14 protein-coding genes are annotated in these 14,961 nt (G+C 71.9%); 2 read left to right on the top strand and 12 right to left on the bottom strand.

Features of this window, described 5'->3' with window-relative positions:
- Window positions 1–3 precede the first annotated feature (3 nt).
- Complete coding sequence (locus ACFXJ5_RS10670; RefSeq protein ID WP_384629798.1) at window positions 4–360, bottom strand: cytidine deaminase; 357 nt, start codon at window positions 358–360, stop codon at window positions 4–6.
- Complete coding sequence (locus ACFXJ5_RS10665; RefSeq protein ID WP_384629797.1) at window positions 357–1,271, bottom strand: helix-turn-helix transcriptional regulator; 915 nt, start codon at window positions 1,269–1,271, stop codon at window positions 357–359. Before ACFXJ5_RS10665 ends, ACFXJ5_RS10670 begins: the two co-directional genes overlap by 4 nt.
- Window positions 1,272–1,317: 46 nt before the next feature.
- On the opposite strand from ACFXJ5_RS10665, the gene ACFXJ5_RS10660 reads away from it, so the two are divergent.
- Both ACFXJ5_RS10660 and ACFXJ5_RS10655 read left to right on the top strand, forming a co-directional pair.
- Complete coding sequence (locus ACFXJ5_RS10660) at window positions 1,318–2,733, top strand: MFS transporter (protein WP_384629795.1); 1,416 nt, start codon at window positions 1,318–1,320, stop codon at window positions 2,731–2,733.
- A 149-nt stretch (window positions 2,734–2,882) separates the two neighbouring features.
- The gene (locus ACFXJ5_RS10655; protein WP_384629793.1) at window positions 2,883–3,338 is read left to right on the top strand and encodes a hypothetical protein; all 456 of its coding nucleotides are present in this window, start codon (window positions 2,883–2,885) and stop codon (window positions 3,336–3,338) included.
- A gap of 160 nt (window positions 3,339–3,498) precedes the next feature.
- On the opposite strand, the gene ACFXJ5_RS10650 is transcribed toward ACFXJ5_RS10655, so the two are convergent.
- The 10 genes from ACFXJ5_RS10650 to ACFXJ5_RS10605 all read right to left on the bottom strand — a co-directional run bounded on the left by ACFXJ5_RS10650 (window position 3,499) and on the right by ACFXJ5_RS10605 (window position 14,910).
- A complete protein-coding gene (locus tag ACFXJ5_RS10650; RefSeq protein WP_384629792.1) occupies window positions 3,499–4,809 on the bottom strand; it encodes a hemolysin family protein in 1,311 nt (436 codons plus the stop codon).
- Between the two features lie 16 nt (window positions 4,810–4,825).
- Window positions 4,826–5,323, bottom strand: a complete 498-nt coding sequence (ybeY, locus tag ACFXJ5_RS10645; RefSeq protein WP_127358379.1) for an rRNA maturation RNase YbeY — start codon at window positions 5,321–5,323, stop codon at window positions 4,826–4,828.
- 13 nt (window positions 5,324–5,336) lie between these two features.
- On the bottom strand, window positions 5,337–6,374 hold the full coding sequence (locus ACFXJ5_RS10640) for a PhoH family protein (protein ID WP_384629790.1): 1,038 nt from the start codon (window positions 6,372–6,374) through the stop codon (window positions 5,337–5,339).
- A gap of 101 nt (window positions 6,375–6,475) precedes the next feature.
- Window positions 6,476–7,567: a carbohydrate kinase family protein gene (locus ACFXJ5_RS10635; protein WP_384629789.1), complete on the bottom strand. Its 1,092-nt coding sequence runs from the start codon at window positions 7,565–7,567 to the stop codon at window positions 6,476–6,478.
- Window positions 7,568–7,667: 100 nt separating this feature from the next.
- Window positions 7,668–8,135 (bottom strand): hypothetical protein, encoded by a 468-nt coding sequence (locus ACFXJ5_RS10630; protein ID WP_384629787.1) that lies wholly within the window; start codon window positions 8,133–8,135, stop codon window positions 7,668–7,670.
- Window positions 8,136–8,252: 117 nt separating this feature from the next.
- A complete protein-coding gene (locus ACFXJ5_RS10625; protein ID WP_384629785.1) occupies window positions 8,253–9,239 on the bottom strand; it encodes an adenosine deaminase in 987 nt (328 codons plus the stop codon).
- Window positions 9,240–9,245: 6 nt separating this feature from the next.
- Window positions 9,246–10,154: a ribonuclease Z gene (locus tag ACFXJ5_RS10620; RefSeq protein WP_384629783.1), complete on the bottom strand. Its 909-nt coding sequence runs from the start codon at window positions 10,152–10,154 to the stop codon at window positions 9,246–9,248.
- A gap of 35 nt (window positions 10,155–10,189) precedes the next feature.
- Entirely contained in the window at window positions 10,190–10,549 is a 360-nt protein-coding gene (locus ACFXJ5_RS10615) for a histidine triad nucleotide-binding protein (protein WP_384629781.1), read from the bottom strand.
- 43 nt (window positions 10,550–10,592) lie between these two features.
- On the bottom strand, window positions 10,593–11,513 hold the full coding sequence (locus tag ACFXJ5_RS10610) for an ATP-binding protein (RefSeq protein WP_384629779.1): 921 nt from the start codon (window positions 11,511–11,513) through the stop codon (window positions 10,593–10,595).
- A 148-nt stretch (window positions 11,514–11,661) separates the two neighbouring features.
- Complete coding sequence (locus tag ACFXJ5_RS10605; protein WP_384629778.1) at window positions 11,662–14,910, bottom strand: S41 family peptidase; 3,249 nt, start codon at window positions 14,908–14,910, stop codon at window positions 11,662–11,664.
- Window positions 14,911–14,961: the final 51 nt, after the last annotated feature.

Genomic DNA, 14,961 nt, shown 5'->3' with positions numbered 1-14,961 from the left:
GGCCTAGCCCGCCACGATCGTGCCGCGCAGCGTGCCGTCCAGGCCGGCGAGCAGGATCGGGGCGTCCGGTCCGCCGAGGTCGCGGACGGCGGCACGGTCGGGCTCGGCAACGGCGTCGGCGGCGGTGACGACGGCGGCGGCCTCGAGGGCCTTCGCGCCGCTGGCCACGGCCATGGCGACGGCGGTCTGGAGAGCGCTGAGTTGCAGGGACACCAGGGAGACCGTGCCGGCGACGTACGTACGGCCGGTCTCGTCCCGTACGGCCGCGCCCTCGGGCACACCGTTGCGGGCGCGGGCAGAACGGGCCAGGGTGATGATCTTCCGGTCCTCGGGGGACAGCTCGGGCAGGTCGTCGCTCATGCGGTCAGGGTATCGGCCGGGCGGATGACGCTGCGGCGGCCCTCCGGGGAGGTCAGCCATTCCAGTTTGGCGGCGGTGTCGGTGTCGGGCACGGGGTTGTGGAGCACGATGGTCAGGTCCGGGCGGGCCGGTACGCGCAGCTGGGTGCTCTCGAAGAAGAGCGTGCCGACGACCGGGTGGGTCAGCTCCTTCACCAGCTGGCCGCCCGCCCGCACGTCGGCCCGCGCCCACAGCTCCACGAACTCCTCGCTGAGCCCGGAGACCTCCTCGACGACGGACTGGAAGCCCTCGTCGCCGGGATGGTCGGCCATCGCGGCACGGAACTGCGCCACGACCCAGGGCGCGGTCTGCTCCCAGCTCTTGGCCCGCGCCCGGTAGAACGGGTCCGTGAAGAAGGTGACCATGCAGTTCTGGGAGATCTCCGGCCGGAAGCCGAGCACCAGGGCGGCGGACTCGTTGTAGGCGACGCAGTTCGTGTAGACGTCCATGATGTGCGCCGGGAGCGGCATCCAGGCGTCGATCAGCCGCCGCATGCCGTCGCAGAGGTACTCGCCGTCGTACTCGGACTCCGGCACCGGCGGGTTGAGGCCGGCCAGTACGTAAAGGTGCCGCCGCTCGGCGCCGTTGAGCTTGAGCACGCGCGCCACCGCGTCCAGCACCTGCGGCGATACGGTGATGTCCCGTCCCTGCTCCAGCCATTGGTACCAGGACACCCCGACCCCGGCCAGCACGGCGACCTCCTCGCGGCGCAGCCCGGGCGTACGGCGACGGGCTCCGCCGCCCGGGAGGCCGGCGTCGGCGGGGGTGACCCGGGCGCGGCGGGCCATCAAGAACTCACGCAGATCCTGTCGACGGGCCAAGGCTCCGTCCCTCCCCCTGGGCTCGCTGGCTGGTGGTCCGACCACCACCATAAGTTCGTACTCCCCACGTTTGTTCCGGGAGCCCGAGGCTGCTTGCATGGCGATCGACACCTCATCCTCCCCCACCCCGGCGGCCACCGCCGCCCCTGAAAAGCTCACCACCCGCGCCAAGCTGGTCCTCTTCGTGCTCTGCGCCGCCCAGTTCATGGTGGCGCTCGACTTCTCCATCCTGAATGTGGCCCTGCCGGTCCTGGGCAAGGACCTCGGCATGAGCCAGGCCAACCTGCAGTGGGCGGTGACCGCCTTCGCGCTGCCCTCCGGCGGCTTCCTGCTGCTCTTCGGCCGGATCGCCGACCTGTACGGGCGGCGCCGGCTCTTCCTCTCCGGCCTCGCCCTGTTCGCCGTCGCCTCCGTCCTGGCCACGCTCGCCTGGTCCCCGGCGGTCTTCCTGGCCGCCCGCGCCGTGCAGGGACTGGGCGCGGCCGTGATCGTGCCGACCGGCATGTCGCTGCTCACCACGACCTTCCCCGAGGGACCGCAGCGCGAGCGCGCGCTGGGCATCAGCGGCACGCTGCTCTCGCTCGGCTTCACCATCGGCGTCGTCCTCGGCGGCGCCATGACCGACGCCTTCGGCTGGCGTTCCACCATGGCGCTGCTCGGCATCGCGGGCGCCGTCGTCCTGGCCGCCGCGCCCGGCCTGCTCGCCGAGTCCCGGCACCCGCTGCGCCCGCGGGTCGACATCCCCGGCGCGATCACCGTCACCGGCGGGCTCCTCGCCCTGATCTACGCCCTGTCCTCCGCCGCCCAGCGCGGCTTCGGCGGCGCGGACGTCATCGTCACGCTGATCGCGGGGCCGGCCCTGCTCATCGCCTTCGTGGTCGTGGAGTCCCGGGCGGCCGAACCGATGGTGTCCCTCAAGATGCTCCGGCGGCCGACTGTGGCCTGGGGCAATCTGGCCGGCATCACGACCTTCTCCATGATGAGCACGGTCGTCTTCATGACCACCCTCTACCTCCAGGAGGTGCGTGGCCTCTCGTCCTTCCAGACCGGCCTCGTGTTCGGCGTCCAGGGCCTGGCCGCCGCCGTCACCGGCATGACCGCCGCCCGCGTCATCGGCCGCTTCGGCGTCCGTACGACCCTCGTCGGCGGCCTCGTCCTCCAGGCGGCCCTCACCGCGCCCCTCGTGCTCCTGGGCACCGGCCCCTCCGGCACCTGGCTCGCCCTCGTCGCCATCACCGTCGCCTGCGTCGGCCACCTCTGGGCGATCGTCTCCTACGGCCTCACCGCCACCTCCGGTCTCCCCAACGACGAACAGGGCCTGGCCACCGGCCTCGTGACCAGCTCCCAGCAGGTCGGCATCACCATCGGCATCCCCCTGCTGAGCGCCCTGGCCGCCACCCGCAGCGACCTCCTCTCCGGCATCCGCCTCGCGGTCGGCGTCGACGCCGGTGTGGTCGCGGTGGTGGCCGTACTGGTCGCCGTGGGGCTCAGCCGCCGTACCCGTACGGCCTGACCAACTCCCGTGCAGCGGCGCCGCGTCCACCGGTCCCCGGCAGGTCCCCGGTCCGGACGCGGCGCGCAGCGATATGCCATGATCCCAACGCGGCTCCTCGGCATCGAGGACCCGGCAGCTCCGACGACGACAGGGGGGGTCCACGCCCGATGGGACATCCGCATCTGCCGACGACCGAGGCCGCCGTCACGGTGATCCGTGAGATCGCGCACGAGTACCACCTCGACATGACCGTCACCGACGACATCGGCGCCGACCAGACCTCCCGCCGTACCTCGGCCGGGGCGTTCGCGGTCCTGGACCCGGACGGCTCGCTGCCGCACGAGGCCTACGTGGAGCTGGGCGGCTCGCCGGCCGTCACCGTGCAGGTCTTCCCGGAGGACGACGCGAAGATCACCGTCGACGGGGTCGAGTTCATGGACGTGCCGCGCGACGCCGTGCCGGCCTTCCTGCGCTCCGTGTACGGCGGACTGGCCTATGTGAAGGGGCGGTTCTTCCCGCCCGGCTGCTGGCTCAACGTACCGGTGCCAGGCGATGAGACCTACCGGGAACCGGTCCTGCGCAACACGCTCAGTCCCTGGCTCAGCCGGAGCATCAGAAGCTAGTGCCGCGCCCGGCAACGTTTGCCCCGCTCGCCGCCCTGGCACGGCCATCTGCGGCGTTGCCGAATCACGCAAGTACGGCCCAGTACGAGCGCGATCCGGCGCCTTGCAGCTGACCGCACCAGGACACCTCGCTTGCGGGCGAACGCTGCCGGGCGCGGCACTAGTCCTGGCCTGACGGTTCCTCGTCCGCCTCGGCCTTGACCGGCTCGACCAGAACCGCGCCGATGCGGTTCCGGCGCCCGGCGACCGTCTCGGCGGTGAGGCGGAGCCCGGCCGGCCGGTCGGGGTACGACTGGTCCTCGGGCAGGGGGACGACGGTCGATGCCCCCGGGATGGGCACGCGGCCCAGGGTCTTGGCCAGCAACCCGCCGACCGTTTCGACGTCTTCGTCGTCGAGGTCGATGCCGTACAGCTCGCCGAGGTCGCCGAGGTCGAGCCGCGACGTGACGCGGTATCTGCCGTCGCCGAGGTCCTCGATGGGCGGGAGTTCGCGGTCGTACTCGTCGGTGATCTCGCCGACGATCTCCTCGAGGATGTCCTCGATGGTGACGATGCCGGCGGTGCCGCCGTATTCGTCGATGACGACGGCGACGTGATTGCGCTGCTGCTGCATTTCGCGCAGCAGGTCGCCGGCGTTCTTCGTGTCGGGGACGAAGGCGGCGGGACGCATGACCGACGACACCGGATCGGACTCGGACTCGCGGTTGATGTGGACGCGGCGGGCGAGGTCCTTCAGGTAGACGATGCCGACGATGTCGTCGTCGGACTCGCCGGTGACCGGGATCCGGGAGAAGCCGGAGCGCAGGGCGAGGGTCATGGCCTGGCGGATGGTCTTGTAGCGCTCGATGGAGACCAGTTCGGTGCGCGGGACCATGACTTCGCGTACGAGGGTGTCGCCGAGCTCGAAGACTGAGTGGACCATGCGCCGCTCCTCGTCCTCGATGAGGGACTCGGACTCGGCGAGGTCGACCATGGCACGCAGTTCGGCCTCGCTGGCGAACGGGCCCTGGCGGAAGCCCTTGCCGGGGGTGACGGCGTTGCCCAGCAGGATCAGCAGCTTGGGGATGGGGCCCATGATGCGGGCCAGCGGGAGCAGGACGTACGCGGCGGCGGTGGCCGTGTTCAGCGGGTGCTGGCGGCCGATGGTGCGCGGGGAGACGCCGATGGCGACGTAACTGACGAGGACCATGACGCCGATGGCGACGGCGAGGGCCTGCCAGGTGTGGTCGAAGTGGCGTACGCAGACGACGGTGACCAGGACGGCGGCGGAGGTCTCGCAGGTGATGCGGACCAGCAGCGCGACGTTGAGGTAGCGGGTCGGGTCGGCGGTGATGGCGAGGAGTTTGTCGCCGCCGCGCCGGCCGCCGCGGACGGCGGCTTCGGCGCGGAAGCGGGAGACGCGGGCGAGGCCGGTCTCGGCGCAGGCGGCGAGCCAGGCGACGACGACCAGCAGGACGGCGTAAACGATCATTGGTGGCCGTCAGCCGTCAGTGGGTGGTGGTCGGGGCCGGGGAGGGCCCGGTGAGGCCTCGTTCGGCGCGCCAGCCGTCGAGGATGGCCTTCTGAAGGCCGAACATCTCGGTCTTCTCGTCCTGCTCCTCGTGGTCGTAGCCCAGGAGGTGCAGCACACCGTGGACGGTGAGGAGTTGCAGCTCCTCGTCCATGGAGTGCTTGGTGACGGCCTCCTCGCCCTGCCGCTTCGCGACCTCCGGGCAGAGCACGATGTCGCCGAGCAGGCCCTGCGGGGGCTCCTCGTCGTCCTTCCCGGGACGCAGTTCGTCCATCGGGAAGGACATGACGTCGGTCGGGCCCGGCTCGTCCATCCATTGGATGTGCAGCTGCTCCATGGCGGCGGCGTCGACCGCGATGACGGAGAGCTCGGAGAGCGGGTGGATGCGCATGTGCTGGATGGCGTAGCGCGCGATGTCGAGCACCGCCTGCTCGTCGAGCTCCCAGCCGGACTCGTTGTTGACGTCGATCGCCATAGTGCTTGCGTGGCTACTTTCGGTTGCCGGCGTTGCCGTTGTTGCTGCCGTTTTGGTCGTCGTAGCGCTCGTAGGCGTCCACGATGCGCGCGACCAGCTTATGGCGTACGACATCGCTGCTCGTCAGACGCGAGAAGTGAACGTCCTCGACGCCCTCCAGGATGTCGACGACCTGCTTCAGCCCGCTCTTCGTACCGCCGCCGGGAAGGTCGATCTGGGTGACGTCACCCGTGATGACGATCTTCGAATCGAAGCCGAGCCGGGTCAGGAACATCTTCATCTGCTCGGCGCTGGTGTTCTGCGCCTCGTCGAGGATGATGAAGGCGTCGTTGAGGGTCCGGCCACGCATATACGCCAGCGGGGCGACCTCGATCGTCCCGGCGGCCATCAGCCGGGGGATGGAGTCGGGGTCGATCATGTCGTGCAGCGCGTCGTAGAGCGGGCGCAGGTACGGGTCGATCTTCTCGTAGAGCGTGCCCGGCAGGAAGCCGAGCCGCTCGCCGGCCTCGACGGCCGGGCGGGTGAGGATGATCCGGTTGACCTGCTTGGACTGCAGGGCCTGGACGGCCTTGGCCATGGCGAGGTAGGTCTTGCCGGTGCCGGCCGGGCCGATGCCGAAGACGATGGTGTGCTTGTCGATGGCGTCGACGTAACGCTTCTGGTTGAGCGTCTTGGGCCGGATGGTGCGGCCCCGGTTGGACAGGATGTTCTGGGTGAGGACCTGGGAAGGGGTCTCCTCCAGCCCGTCCGGACCGCTGTCCTGCCGGAGCATGGCGATAGACCGCTCCACTGCGTCCTCCGTCATCGGCTGGCCGGTGCGGAGCACCAGCATCATCTCGTCGAAAAGCCGCTGGACCAGTGCGACCTCTGCCGGGTCGCCGGTCGCGCTGACCTCATTCCCCCGGACATGGATGTCGACGGCCGGGAACGCCCTCTCGATCACGCGAAGGAGCGCGTCTCGCGATCCCAGCACGGTCACCATGGGGTGCTTGGCCGGTACGACGAAATGGGCGCGCGCCTGTGGTTGCTGCGTTGTCGGTGTCTGAGTCATGGGCCGGCTCTAGGCCTGCTCATCCCGCCTTCCGCTGATCGAATCGCCCGTGAGGCCTTTGGTGCCAAGGGTACGACGCTGCCGCCCCGGGTCCGAGGGATTTACGGCTGCTGACGGAAGCCGATCGTCGGAACCGCGCGGCGCAGGGGCCAGCGCCGGGTGCCGGACGGGAGGAGGTCGTCCAGGAAGGCGTAGCGGCGCAGCGCGGCGCGGTCCTGGTCGTCGTAGGCCTTGGCGTGCTGCCACCAGCGGGCGATCTCGATCCAGCCGGGGGCGGAGAGCGAGCCGCCGAACTCCTGGACGGAGAGGGCGGCCGTCAGGCAGGCGAAGGAGAGACGCTCCGCCAGCGGCCAGTCGGCGAGGGTGCCGGTGACGAAGCCGGCGACGAAGACGTCCCCGGCCCCTGTGGGGTCGAGGGCCTCGACGGACAGGGCGGGGACCTCGGCGGTCTCGCCGCGCGCGGAGTCGACGGCGTACGCGCCCTCCGAGCCGAGGGTGACCACCGCCAGCGGCACCAGCTCGGCGAGCTTGCGGGCGGCCTCGCGGGGGCTGCTGGTGCGGGTGTAGTGCATGGCCTCGGTGGCGTTGGGGAGGAAGGCCTCGCAGTGCTCCAGGTCAGCGAGGTCGGCGGGGTCCCAGCGGCCGGAGTCGTCCCAGCCGACGTCGGCGAAGACCCGGCTGCCCTTGCGGGCGGCGTGCCCGATCCACTCCTGGCGGGGCGCGGCCGGGACGAGCGAGGCGACACAGGCCCGCGAGCTCGGCGGGCATTCCGGTGTCGCCTCCTCGGGGGGCGGCGCCTCGTGGCCGTGGCTGACCATCGTGCGCTCGCCCTCGTACGCCATGGAGACGGTGACCGGCGAGTGCCAGCCGGGGATCCTCCGGGACAGCCCCAGGTCGATGCCCTCACCGTCGGCGAGACTGTCCCAGCAGTAGTCGCCGTACATGTCGTCGCCGAAGGCCGCCGCCAGCGAGGTGTGCAGGCCCAGGCGGGCCAGGGCGGTGGCCATGTTGGCGATGCCGCCGGGGCTGGAGCCCATGCCGCGCGCCCACGACTCGGTGCCGCGCACGGGCGCGCTGTCGAGCCCGGTGAAGATGATGTCCAGGAAGACGGTCCCGGTCAGATACACGTCGGTCGCCGGATCGCCGCCTGCGCGGACCGCGGCGAGCGGATCGAGGACCGGATTGTCGTCCACCCCGGGAATCCCTTGCGTCAGAGGAATGGGACAGCACGAGGCTAACGATTCCCGGCGGTGACGGCTTCCGGACGCCGCCACCGCCGGGACATTCCCGGAATCAGGCCGCGAACACCTTGCCGTTCCTGATCTCGTAGTGGACGGCGTCGGAGCAGCCGATGGACGGGGTGATCAGCAGGCTCACCGCGATCGGCGCGGGCTCGGTGCCGGCGGTGGAGAACTCGCAGACCGCGCCCTTGCCGCCCAGCGGGTACCAGTACCAGCCGTCCACGTCCCCGACGGTGACGCGGTCGCTCTCCTTCCAGGTGCTGCCGCTGGGCACGAAGACCTGGAGCCGCACCGAGGCGGCGTACTGGTCGGTCGTGGAGTGCAGAGCCGTGAGGGTGATCTTGTAGTCCTGGCCGAGTTGCGAGGACGCGATCTGCTTGGTCTCCTGGGCCTGGGCCTGCGCCACCCTCGGCGTGGCGCCGGACGCTGCCGTCGTGCCCATCGTGACGGCGGTGACCGAGGCGGCCGCGAGGGCGATCGCCAGGCGGCCGCGGGTGCGCGTGCGGATGTTCTTCGTCATGTCTTCTCCCCGTGGGTGTGATGTCGAGGCGAAGTGGTCAGGAACGTCTGCCGTTCCCTCCGCCTCTCACTGGTCCAGACATCTCACCTGTGTCGGGGGTTGCACGGAATGCCCCATTCAGCCGAACTCGTACGCCTCCACCTCGGCGAGGTAGGCCGCACGGGCGGCGTCGTCCAGGAACGAGGCTCGGAAGGAGTTGCGGGCAAGCGTCCGCAGGGCGTCGGCGTCCAGCGGGAGGGCGTCCCGTACGGCGTCGAAGTTGTCGCCCGCGTAGCCGCCGAAGTAGGCCGGGTCGTCGGAGTTGACGGTGACGAGGAGGCCGGCGTCCAGCATCGCCGGCAGCGGGTGGTCGGCGAGGGTGTCGACGCAGCGGAGCCGGACGTTGGAGAGCGGGCAGACGGTCAGCGGCACCTGGTCGCGGACCAGACGCTCGACCAGGGCCGGGTCCTCCATACAGCGGATGCCGTGGTCGACACGCTCGACGCCGAGGAGGTCCAGGGCCTCCCGGATGTAGGCCGGCGGGCCCTCCTCGCCGGCGTGGGCGACCCGGTGCAGCCCGGCCTCGGCGGCAGCCGCGTACACCTCCCGGAACTTCGACGGCGGGTTGCCGACCTCGGCGGAGTCCAGGCCGACCGCCGAGATGCAGCCGAAGAAGGGGCGGGCCGCCTCGAAGGTCTCCATCGCCGACTCCGCGGACTCGTCGCGCAGGAAGCACATGATCAGCCGCGTGCTGATGCCGTGCCGCTCCTCGCTGCTGTCCAGGGCGCGGGCCAGGCCCTCGATGACGGTGCCGATCCCGATGCCACGCGCGGTGTGCGCCTGCGGGTCGAAGAAGATCTCGGCGTGCCGTACGCCCTGCTCGGCGGCCCGGGCCAGATACGCGTCCGCGAGGTCGGCGAAGTCCTGCTCGGTGCGCAGCACGGCCATCAGGGCGTAGTACAGGTCCAGGAAGGACTGCAGGTCCGAGAAGGAGTACGCGCGGCGCAGCTCCTCGGTGGTGGCGTAGGGCAGCTCGACGCCGTTGCGCGCGGCGAGGGCGAAGGCGAGCTCGGGCTCGAGGGTGCCTTCGATGTGCAGGTGGAGCTCTGCCTTGGGGATCGACATAGGGGTCTACGTTACCCGCTTGGGCACGGACACCCGGCCCAGGTCCTCCGCCACGGTGAGCTCGCCCTCGTAGCCGGCGTCGCGCGCCTGGCACTCGAAGTCGGCCGGGTCGGTGTAGCGCTGCGAGAAGTGGGTGAGGACCAGGTGCCGTACGCCCGAGTCTGCGGCCACACGGGCTGCCTGACCGGCGGTCAGGTGACCGTGTTCGGCGGCGAGTTCCGCGTCCTCGTCCAGGAAGGTCGACTCGATGACCAGCAGGTCGGCGCCCTCGGCGAGCGCGTACACCCCGTCGCACAGCCGGGTGTCCATGACGAAGGCGAAACGCTGGCCGCGGCGCGGCTCGCTGACCTCCTCCAGGGTGACGCCGCCGACGGCGCCCTCGCGCTGGAGCCGGCCGATCGCCGGGCCGCTGATCCCGTGCGCCGCCAGCCGCTCGGGCAGCATGCGGCGGCCGTCCGGCTCGACCACGCGGTAGCCGTACGACTCGACGGGGTGCGACAGCTTCCGGGCCTCCAGGCGGAAGGCGGGGGTGCGGGCGATGACCCCGTCGGCGCGCACCGGCTCCTCGTTCAGCTTCACCGACTCGCGGTACGCCGTCGCGTAGCGCAGCCGGTCGAAGAAGCGCTGCCCGCTGGCCGGGAAGTGGGCGGTGACCGGGTGCGGGACCCGGTCGAGGTTGATCCGCTGGATCACCCCGGCCAGGCCCAGGCTGTGGTCGCCGTGGAAGTGGGTGACGCACAGCCTGGTCAGGTCGTGGGCCGCCACCCCGGCGCGCAGCATCTGCCGCTGGGTGCCCTCGCCGGGGTCGAAGAGGATTCCCTCGGTGTCCCAGCGCAGGAAGTAGCCGTTGTGGTTGCGATGCCGGGTCGGGACCTGGCTTGCCGTGCCGAGCACGACGAGTTCACGTGATGACATCTACGACATCTACTCGATCTGCTCGATCTGCTCGGCTATCCCGGGGGCCATTCCAGGCCGCGCCCGCCCAGGACGTGCGCGTGCGCGTGGAAGACGGTCTGCCCGGCGCCGGCGCCGGTGTTGAAGACCACCCGGTAGCCCGTCGCGTCGACCTTGTCCTCGGCCGCGACCTCGGCCGTCTCGCGCAGCACGTCCGCGGTGAGCTGCGGATCGGCGGCCGCGAGGGTGGCCGCGTCTTTGTAGTGCGCCTTGGGGATGACCAGGACGTGCGTGGGGGCCTGGGGGTTTATGTCGCGGAAGGCGACCGTGGTCTCGGTCTCCCGTACGACAGTCGCGGGGATGCTGCCCTCCACGATCTTGCAGAACAGGCAGTCGGCCTGCGGTTCTCCCGCCACGGTGCCGCACCTCTCATTGGCTCTACGCTTGACGCTGCGCAGCCTAGCCCAGCTGTGCCAGCCAGTCGGCGCCGTACTCGCGGTGGCCGAGCGGCAGCAGCAGCCCGCCGTCAGGCCCCCGGATCAGCACCGACGCCGCCTCGAGGTCCGTGCACTGCGCCCCGCCGGGAAACAGCCGCTCGGCCTGCTCCGCGCCGAACTCCCCCGGGAACGCCGACAACTGCGCCCAGAGCAGCCGTTCCTCCCGCGTGCACAGCTCATGGCTCCAGCCGATCGCCGCCCGGCACGTGTGATGCCGCAACGGCTCCGTCGGCCCGTCGGTCAGCAGCGCGAACCGCGCCCCCGGCACGCTCAGCCGCTCCGACAGCCGCTTGCCCGACATGTGCCGCAGCCGGCGCGCGGCCAGCTCGACACTCAGCGGATCCCCGTCCAGGTACGCGCAGACCCGGGCCGCCATGTAGTCCGGCAACACCGCCCCGTACGCCGCCGCCCGCCGCATCAGCAACCGCACCGCCCGGTCCTGCCGCAGCGGGCGCAGCCGTACGACCCGCTCCCCCTCCGCCCCGATCGCCCTGCGACTGGTGGCCATGATCCGCAGCCCCGGCGCGGCGTCGAGCAGATACTCCGCCAACTCGCCGCACGCGGTGGTCAGATGCTCACACGTGTCCAGGACCAGCACCGCCTCCCGGTTCGTCAGCGCCCGCGCCAGCGCCTCCGCCGGCGGCAGATCCGTGTACCGCGCCAGCTCCAGCACCCCCGCCACCGCCTGCGGCAACAACCCCGGCACCCGGCACTCCGTCAGATCCCGCCCGAACGTCGGCAGCCCGGCGTGCCTCGCCACCTCGGCGGCCAGCCTGGTCTTGCCGACTCCCGCCATCCCGGTGATCGTCACAAACCGGGCATCCCGCAACAGCCCCGCGATATCCACCGCACGGTCGTGGTCGAGCTCCATTGCCTCGGGCACCCTCCGAGTCTCCCCGAGCCCTGCGGTGCCCTGCCTGCGGCCGCCAAAAGATCGGTATACCTAAACCTGGCGGCGCCCCTTGCTGGGTAACGCCCCGCGGGGAGAAGCGGCGGGCCGGCGGAGTGAACCCGCCCCGCCACGGGCCCTGTTACGGCAGCGGGGGCGGGGTCTTGGCGGGGTGTTCGGTCAGGGCGTCGAGGGCCACGGCGATGGCCGTGTCGAGTTGGGGGTCGCGGCCGGCGGCCCAGTCCTGGGGGGTGTGGAGGACCTCGATGTCGGGGTCGACGCCGTGGTTCTCGACGTCCCAGCCCTGGCCCTCGAGCCAGAAGGCGTACTTGGGCTGGGTGACGAGCGTGCCGTCGACGAGGTGATAGCGGGAGTCGATGCCGATGACGCCGCCCCACGTACGGGTGCCGACGACGGGGCCGATGCCGAGCGCCTTGATGGCGGCGTTGACGATGTCGCCGTCGGACCCGGAGTGCTCGTTGGCGACGGCGACGACGGGACCGCGCGGGGCGTCCATGGGGTAGCTCAGGGCGGGGAGCCCGCGCGGGAGGTCCCAGCCGACGATGCGGCGGGCGAGCTTCTCCACCACGAGCTGCGAGGTGTGGCCGCCGCGGTTCTCGCGGACGTCGACGACGAGACCTTCCCGGGCGACCTCGACGCGGAGGTCGCGGTGGAGCTGGGCCCAGCCGGAGCCGACCATGTCGGGGACGTGGAGGTAGCCCAGGCGGCCGCCCGAGCGCTCGTGGACGTACGCGCGTCGCCCGGCGACCCAGTCGTGGTACCGCAGCGGCTCCTCGTCGGCGACGGGTACGACGACGACGTGCCGTACGCCCGCATCGGTGCCGACGGTCAGCTCGACCGGCTTGCGGGCGGTCCCGATGAGCAGCGGTCCGGGGCCGGCGACGGGGTCGACGGGGCGGCCGTCCACGGCGAGGACGGCGTCCCCGGCCCGGACGGCGACGCCGGGCGCGGCGAGCGGGGAGCGGGCACGGGGGTCGGACGTCTCGGAGGGCAGGACGCGGTCGACGCGCCAGACGCCCTCCGTGTCACGGGAGATGTCGGCGCCGAGGAGGCCCTGCCGGTGCAGGGAGTCGCCGGGCCCGCCGTGCGGCATGACGTACGCGTGCGAGGTGCCGAGCTCGCCGGCGACCTCCCAGAGCAGGTCCACGAGGTCGTCATGGGTGGCGACCCGCTCCAGCACCGGCCGGTAGCGCTCCCGCACGCCGTCCCAGTCGACGCCGCCCATGTCCTCGCGCCAGAAGTTGTCGCGCATGAGGCGGTGCGCCTCGTCGTACATCTGGCGCCATTCGGCCTGGGGATGGACGGTGAGGCGGATCCGCGACAGGTCGACGGTGACGTTGGAGTCGGAGTCGTCCTCGGAGGGCGTGGACTTGTGGTCGGCGGAGGCGACCCGCAGCCGGTGGCCGGAGCCGATCAGCACCTTGTTGCCGTCGCCGCTGACGGAGAAGTCGTCGGCGTCGTCGGCGATTTCCTCGATCCGCAGCTGCTTGAGGTCGTACCGCTCCAGGGTGGTGGCGGGCGGCTCCGCGTCGGGCGTCGCGAGGCCCGCGCCGAGGACGCCGCGCAGTGGGTGCCGCAGCCACAGCACACCGTCCTTGGCGGCGCGCAGCGTCGAGTAGCGGGCGGCCTCGACCGGGAAGGGCACGATGCGGTCGGCGAGGCCCTCGGCGTCGACCTTGGTGGCGGGCGCGGGCGAGGCGGTCGACGAACCCCCGTCGTCCTTCTTCTTCGCGCCGTCGTCCGCCGGCTTGTCGTCGGCCGACGGGTCGACCGGGCGGCCGTGCCGCTGCGGGCCGAAGGGGGACGGCGTGGTGGCGGCCAGCGTGATCAGGTGCGGGCGGCAGGCGCCGAGGAAGGCCAGGTCGAAGACGTGCTCGTCGTAGATCGGGTCGAAGGCGCGCTCGGACAGGAAGGCGAGGTGCTTGCCGTCGGAGGTGAAGGCGGGCGAGAAGTCGTTGAAGCGCAGCGGGGTCGCGTCGATCGTGGTGAGGTCGGCCGTGGCGGCGAGCTTGAGGCTGCGCAGCGGCGCCGGGCCGGGGTGCGACCAGGCGAGCCAGGCCGAGTCGGGCGAGAAGGCGAGGCCGTCGGCGTTGCCGTGTTCGCTGGTGGCGACCGTCCTGACCTCTCCGGTCTGGGTCTCGACCAGCAGGATCCGCCCGTCGTGTGAGGCCACCGCGATCCGGTGCCCGTCGGGCGAGACGGTGAGCCCGAGTACGCGGCCGAGCCGCCCCGCCGCCAGCCGGCGCGGCGCCGCGCCGGGCCCCGGTCCTGCCGTCGGCCCTGCCGCCGGGGCGACCTCCAGGGCGTCCTCGCCCTCCGCGTCGGTCACCCACACCACCTGCTGGTCGCCCTCGCCGCCGAACACCCTCGGCAGCCGCGTCCGCACCCCCGGCTCCGCCGCCAGCGCCCGCGCCGGGCCGCCGCGATGTGTCACCCAGTGCGTGGTGCCGCGCACCTCGACCGCGCTGCCGCGCCCGGTGTGGTCGGGGCGGGCGTCGCCGAGGTGGTGCGCGGCCCGGACCGGGTGCGGCTGCAGGTCGGTGCGCTGGCCGCCCAGCCGGAGGGCGAGCGGGCGGGGCTCGGCGCCCTCCAGGTCGTCGAGGACGTACAGCTCGCCCCCGGACACGTACGCGACCCTGGCCCCGTCCGTGGACGCGTGCCGGGCGTAGAAGCGGTCGACGGGGGTGTGCCGGCGCAGGTCGGAGCCGTCGGCAAGGCTGGAGTAGAGCGCCCCGACGCCCTCATGGTCCGACAGGAAGGCGATCCGGTCCCCGACCCACAGCGGGCACTCCAGGTTGCCGTCCAGCCCGGCGTGCACCCGCTCGAAGTCCGCGTCCTCCGCCGCCCGCAGCCACAGTTTGCCCGCCGCCCCGCCCCGGTAGCGCTTCCACGCCGCCGCCTCGCGGCTCATCGCCACCGACTGCAGCAGCACCGCGCCCTCGGGCCCGTACGCCAGGTCCCCCACCGGCCCGAACGGCAGCGTCGGCGCCGGCCCGCCGTCCAGCGGCACCGACCGCGCCCAGCTCCGCCGCAGCGACGCCTGACCGTACGTCGTGATCGCCACGACCTCGCCCGCGGCCGTCCACCCCCGCACCGAGGTCTTCCAACTCCCCCAGTGCGTCAGCCGCTTCGACGGTCCCCCGTCCACCGGCGCGACATGCACCTCCGGCGCCCCGTCCCGCGTCGACGTCCACGCGATCCACTCCCCGTCCGGCGAAATCCGGGGATGGTCGACCGGAACGTTGTCGGCACTGACACGCCACGCGCGGCCGACGCCGTCGAGCGGCGCCGCCCAGACGTCGTCCTCGGCCGTGAAGGTGATCAAATCGCCGTGCAGGTGCGGAAAGCGGAGGTACGAGGGCTGCGTCACGTCGTCACCCTAACCAGCGGCGACGGCCTGCACGATCACTTTGCGGTCACT

This window comes from Streptomyces sp. NPDC059373, assembly GCF_042751495.1.
In the GTDB taxonomy this organism is placed as follows: domain Bacteria; phylum Actinomycetota; class Actinomycetes; order Streptomycetales; family Streptomycetaceae; genus Actinacidiphila.
The sequence above is the reverse complement of the archived record's forward strand: the minus strand, read 5'-3'. Positions and strand labels throughout refer to the sequence as shown.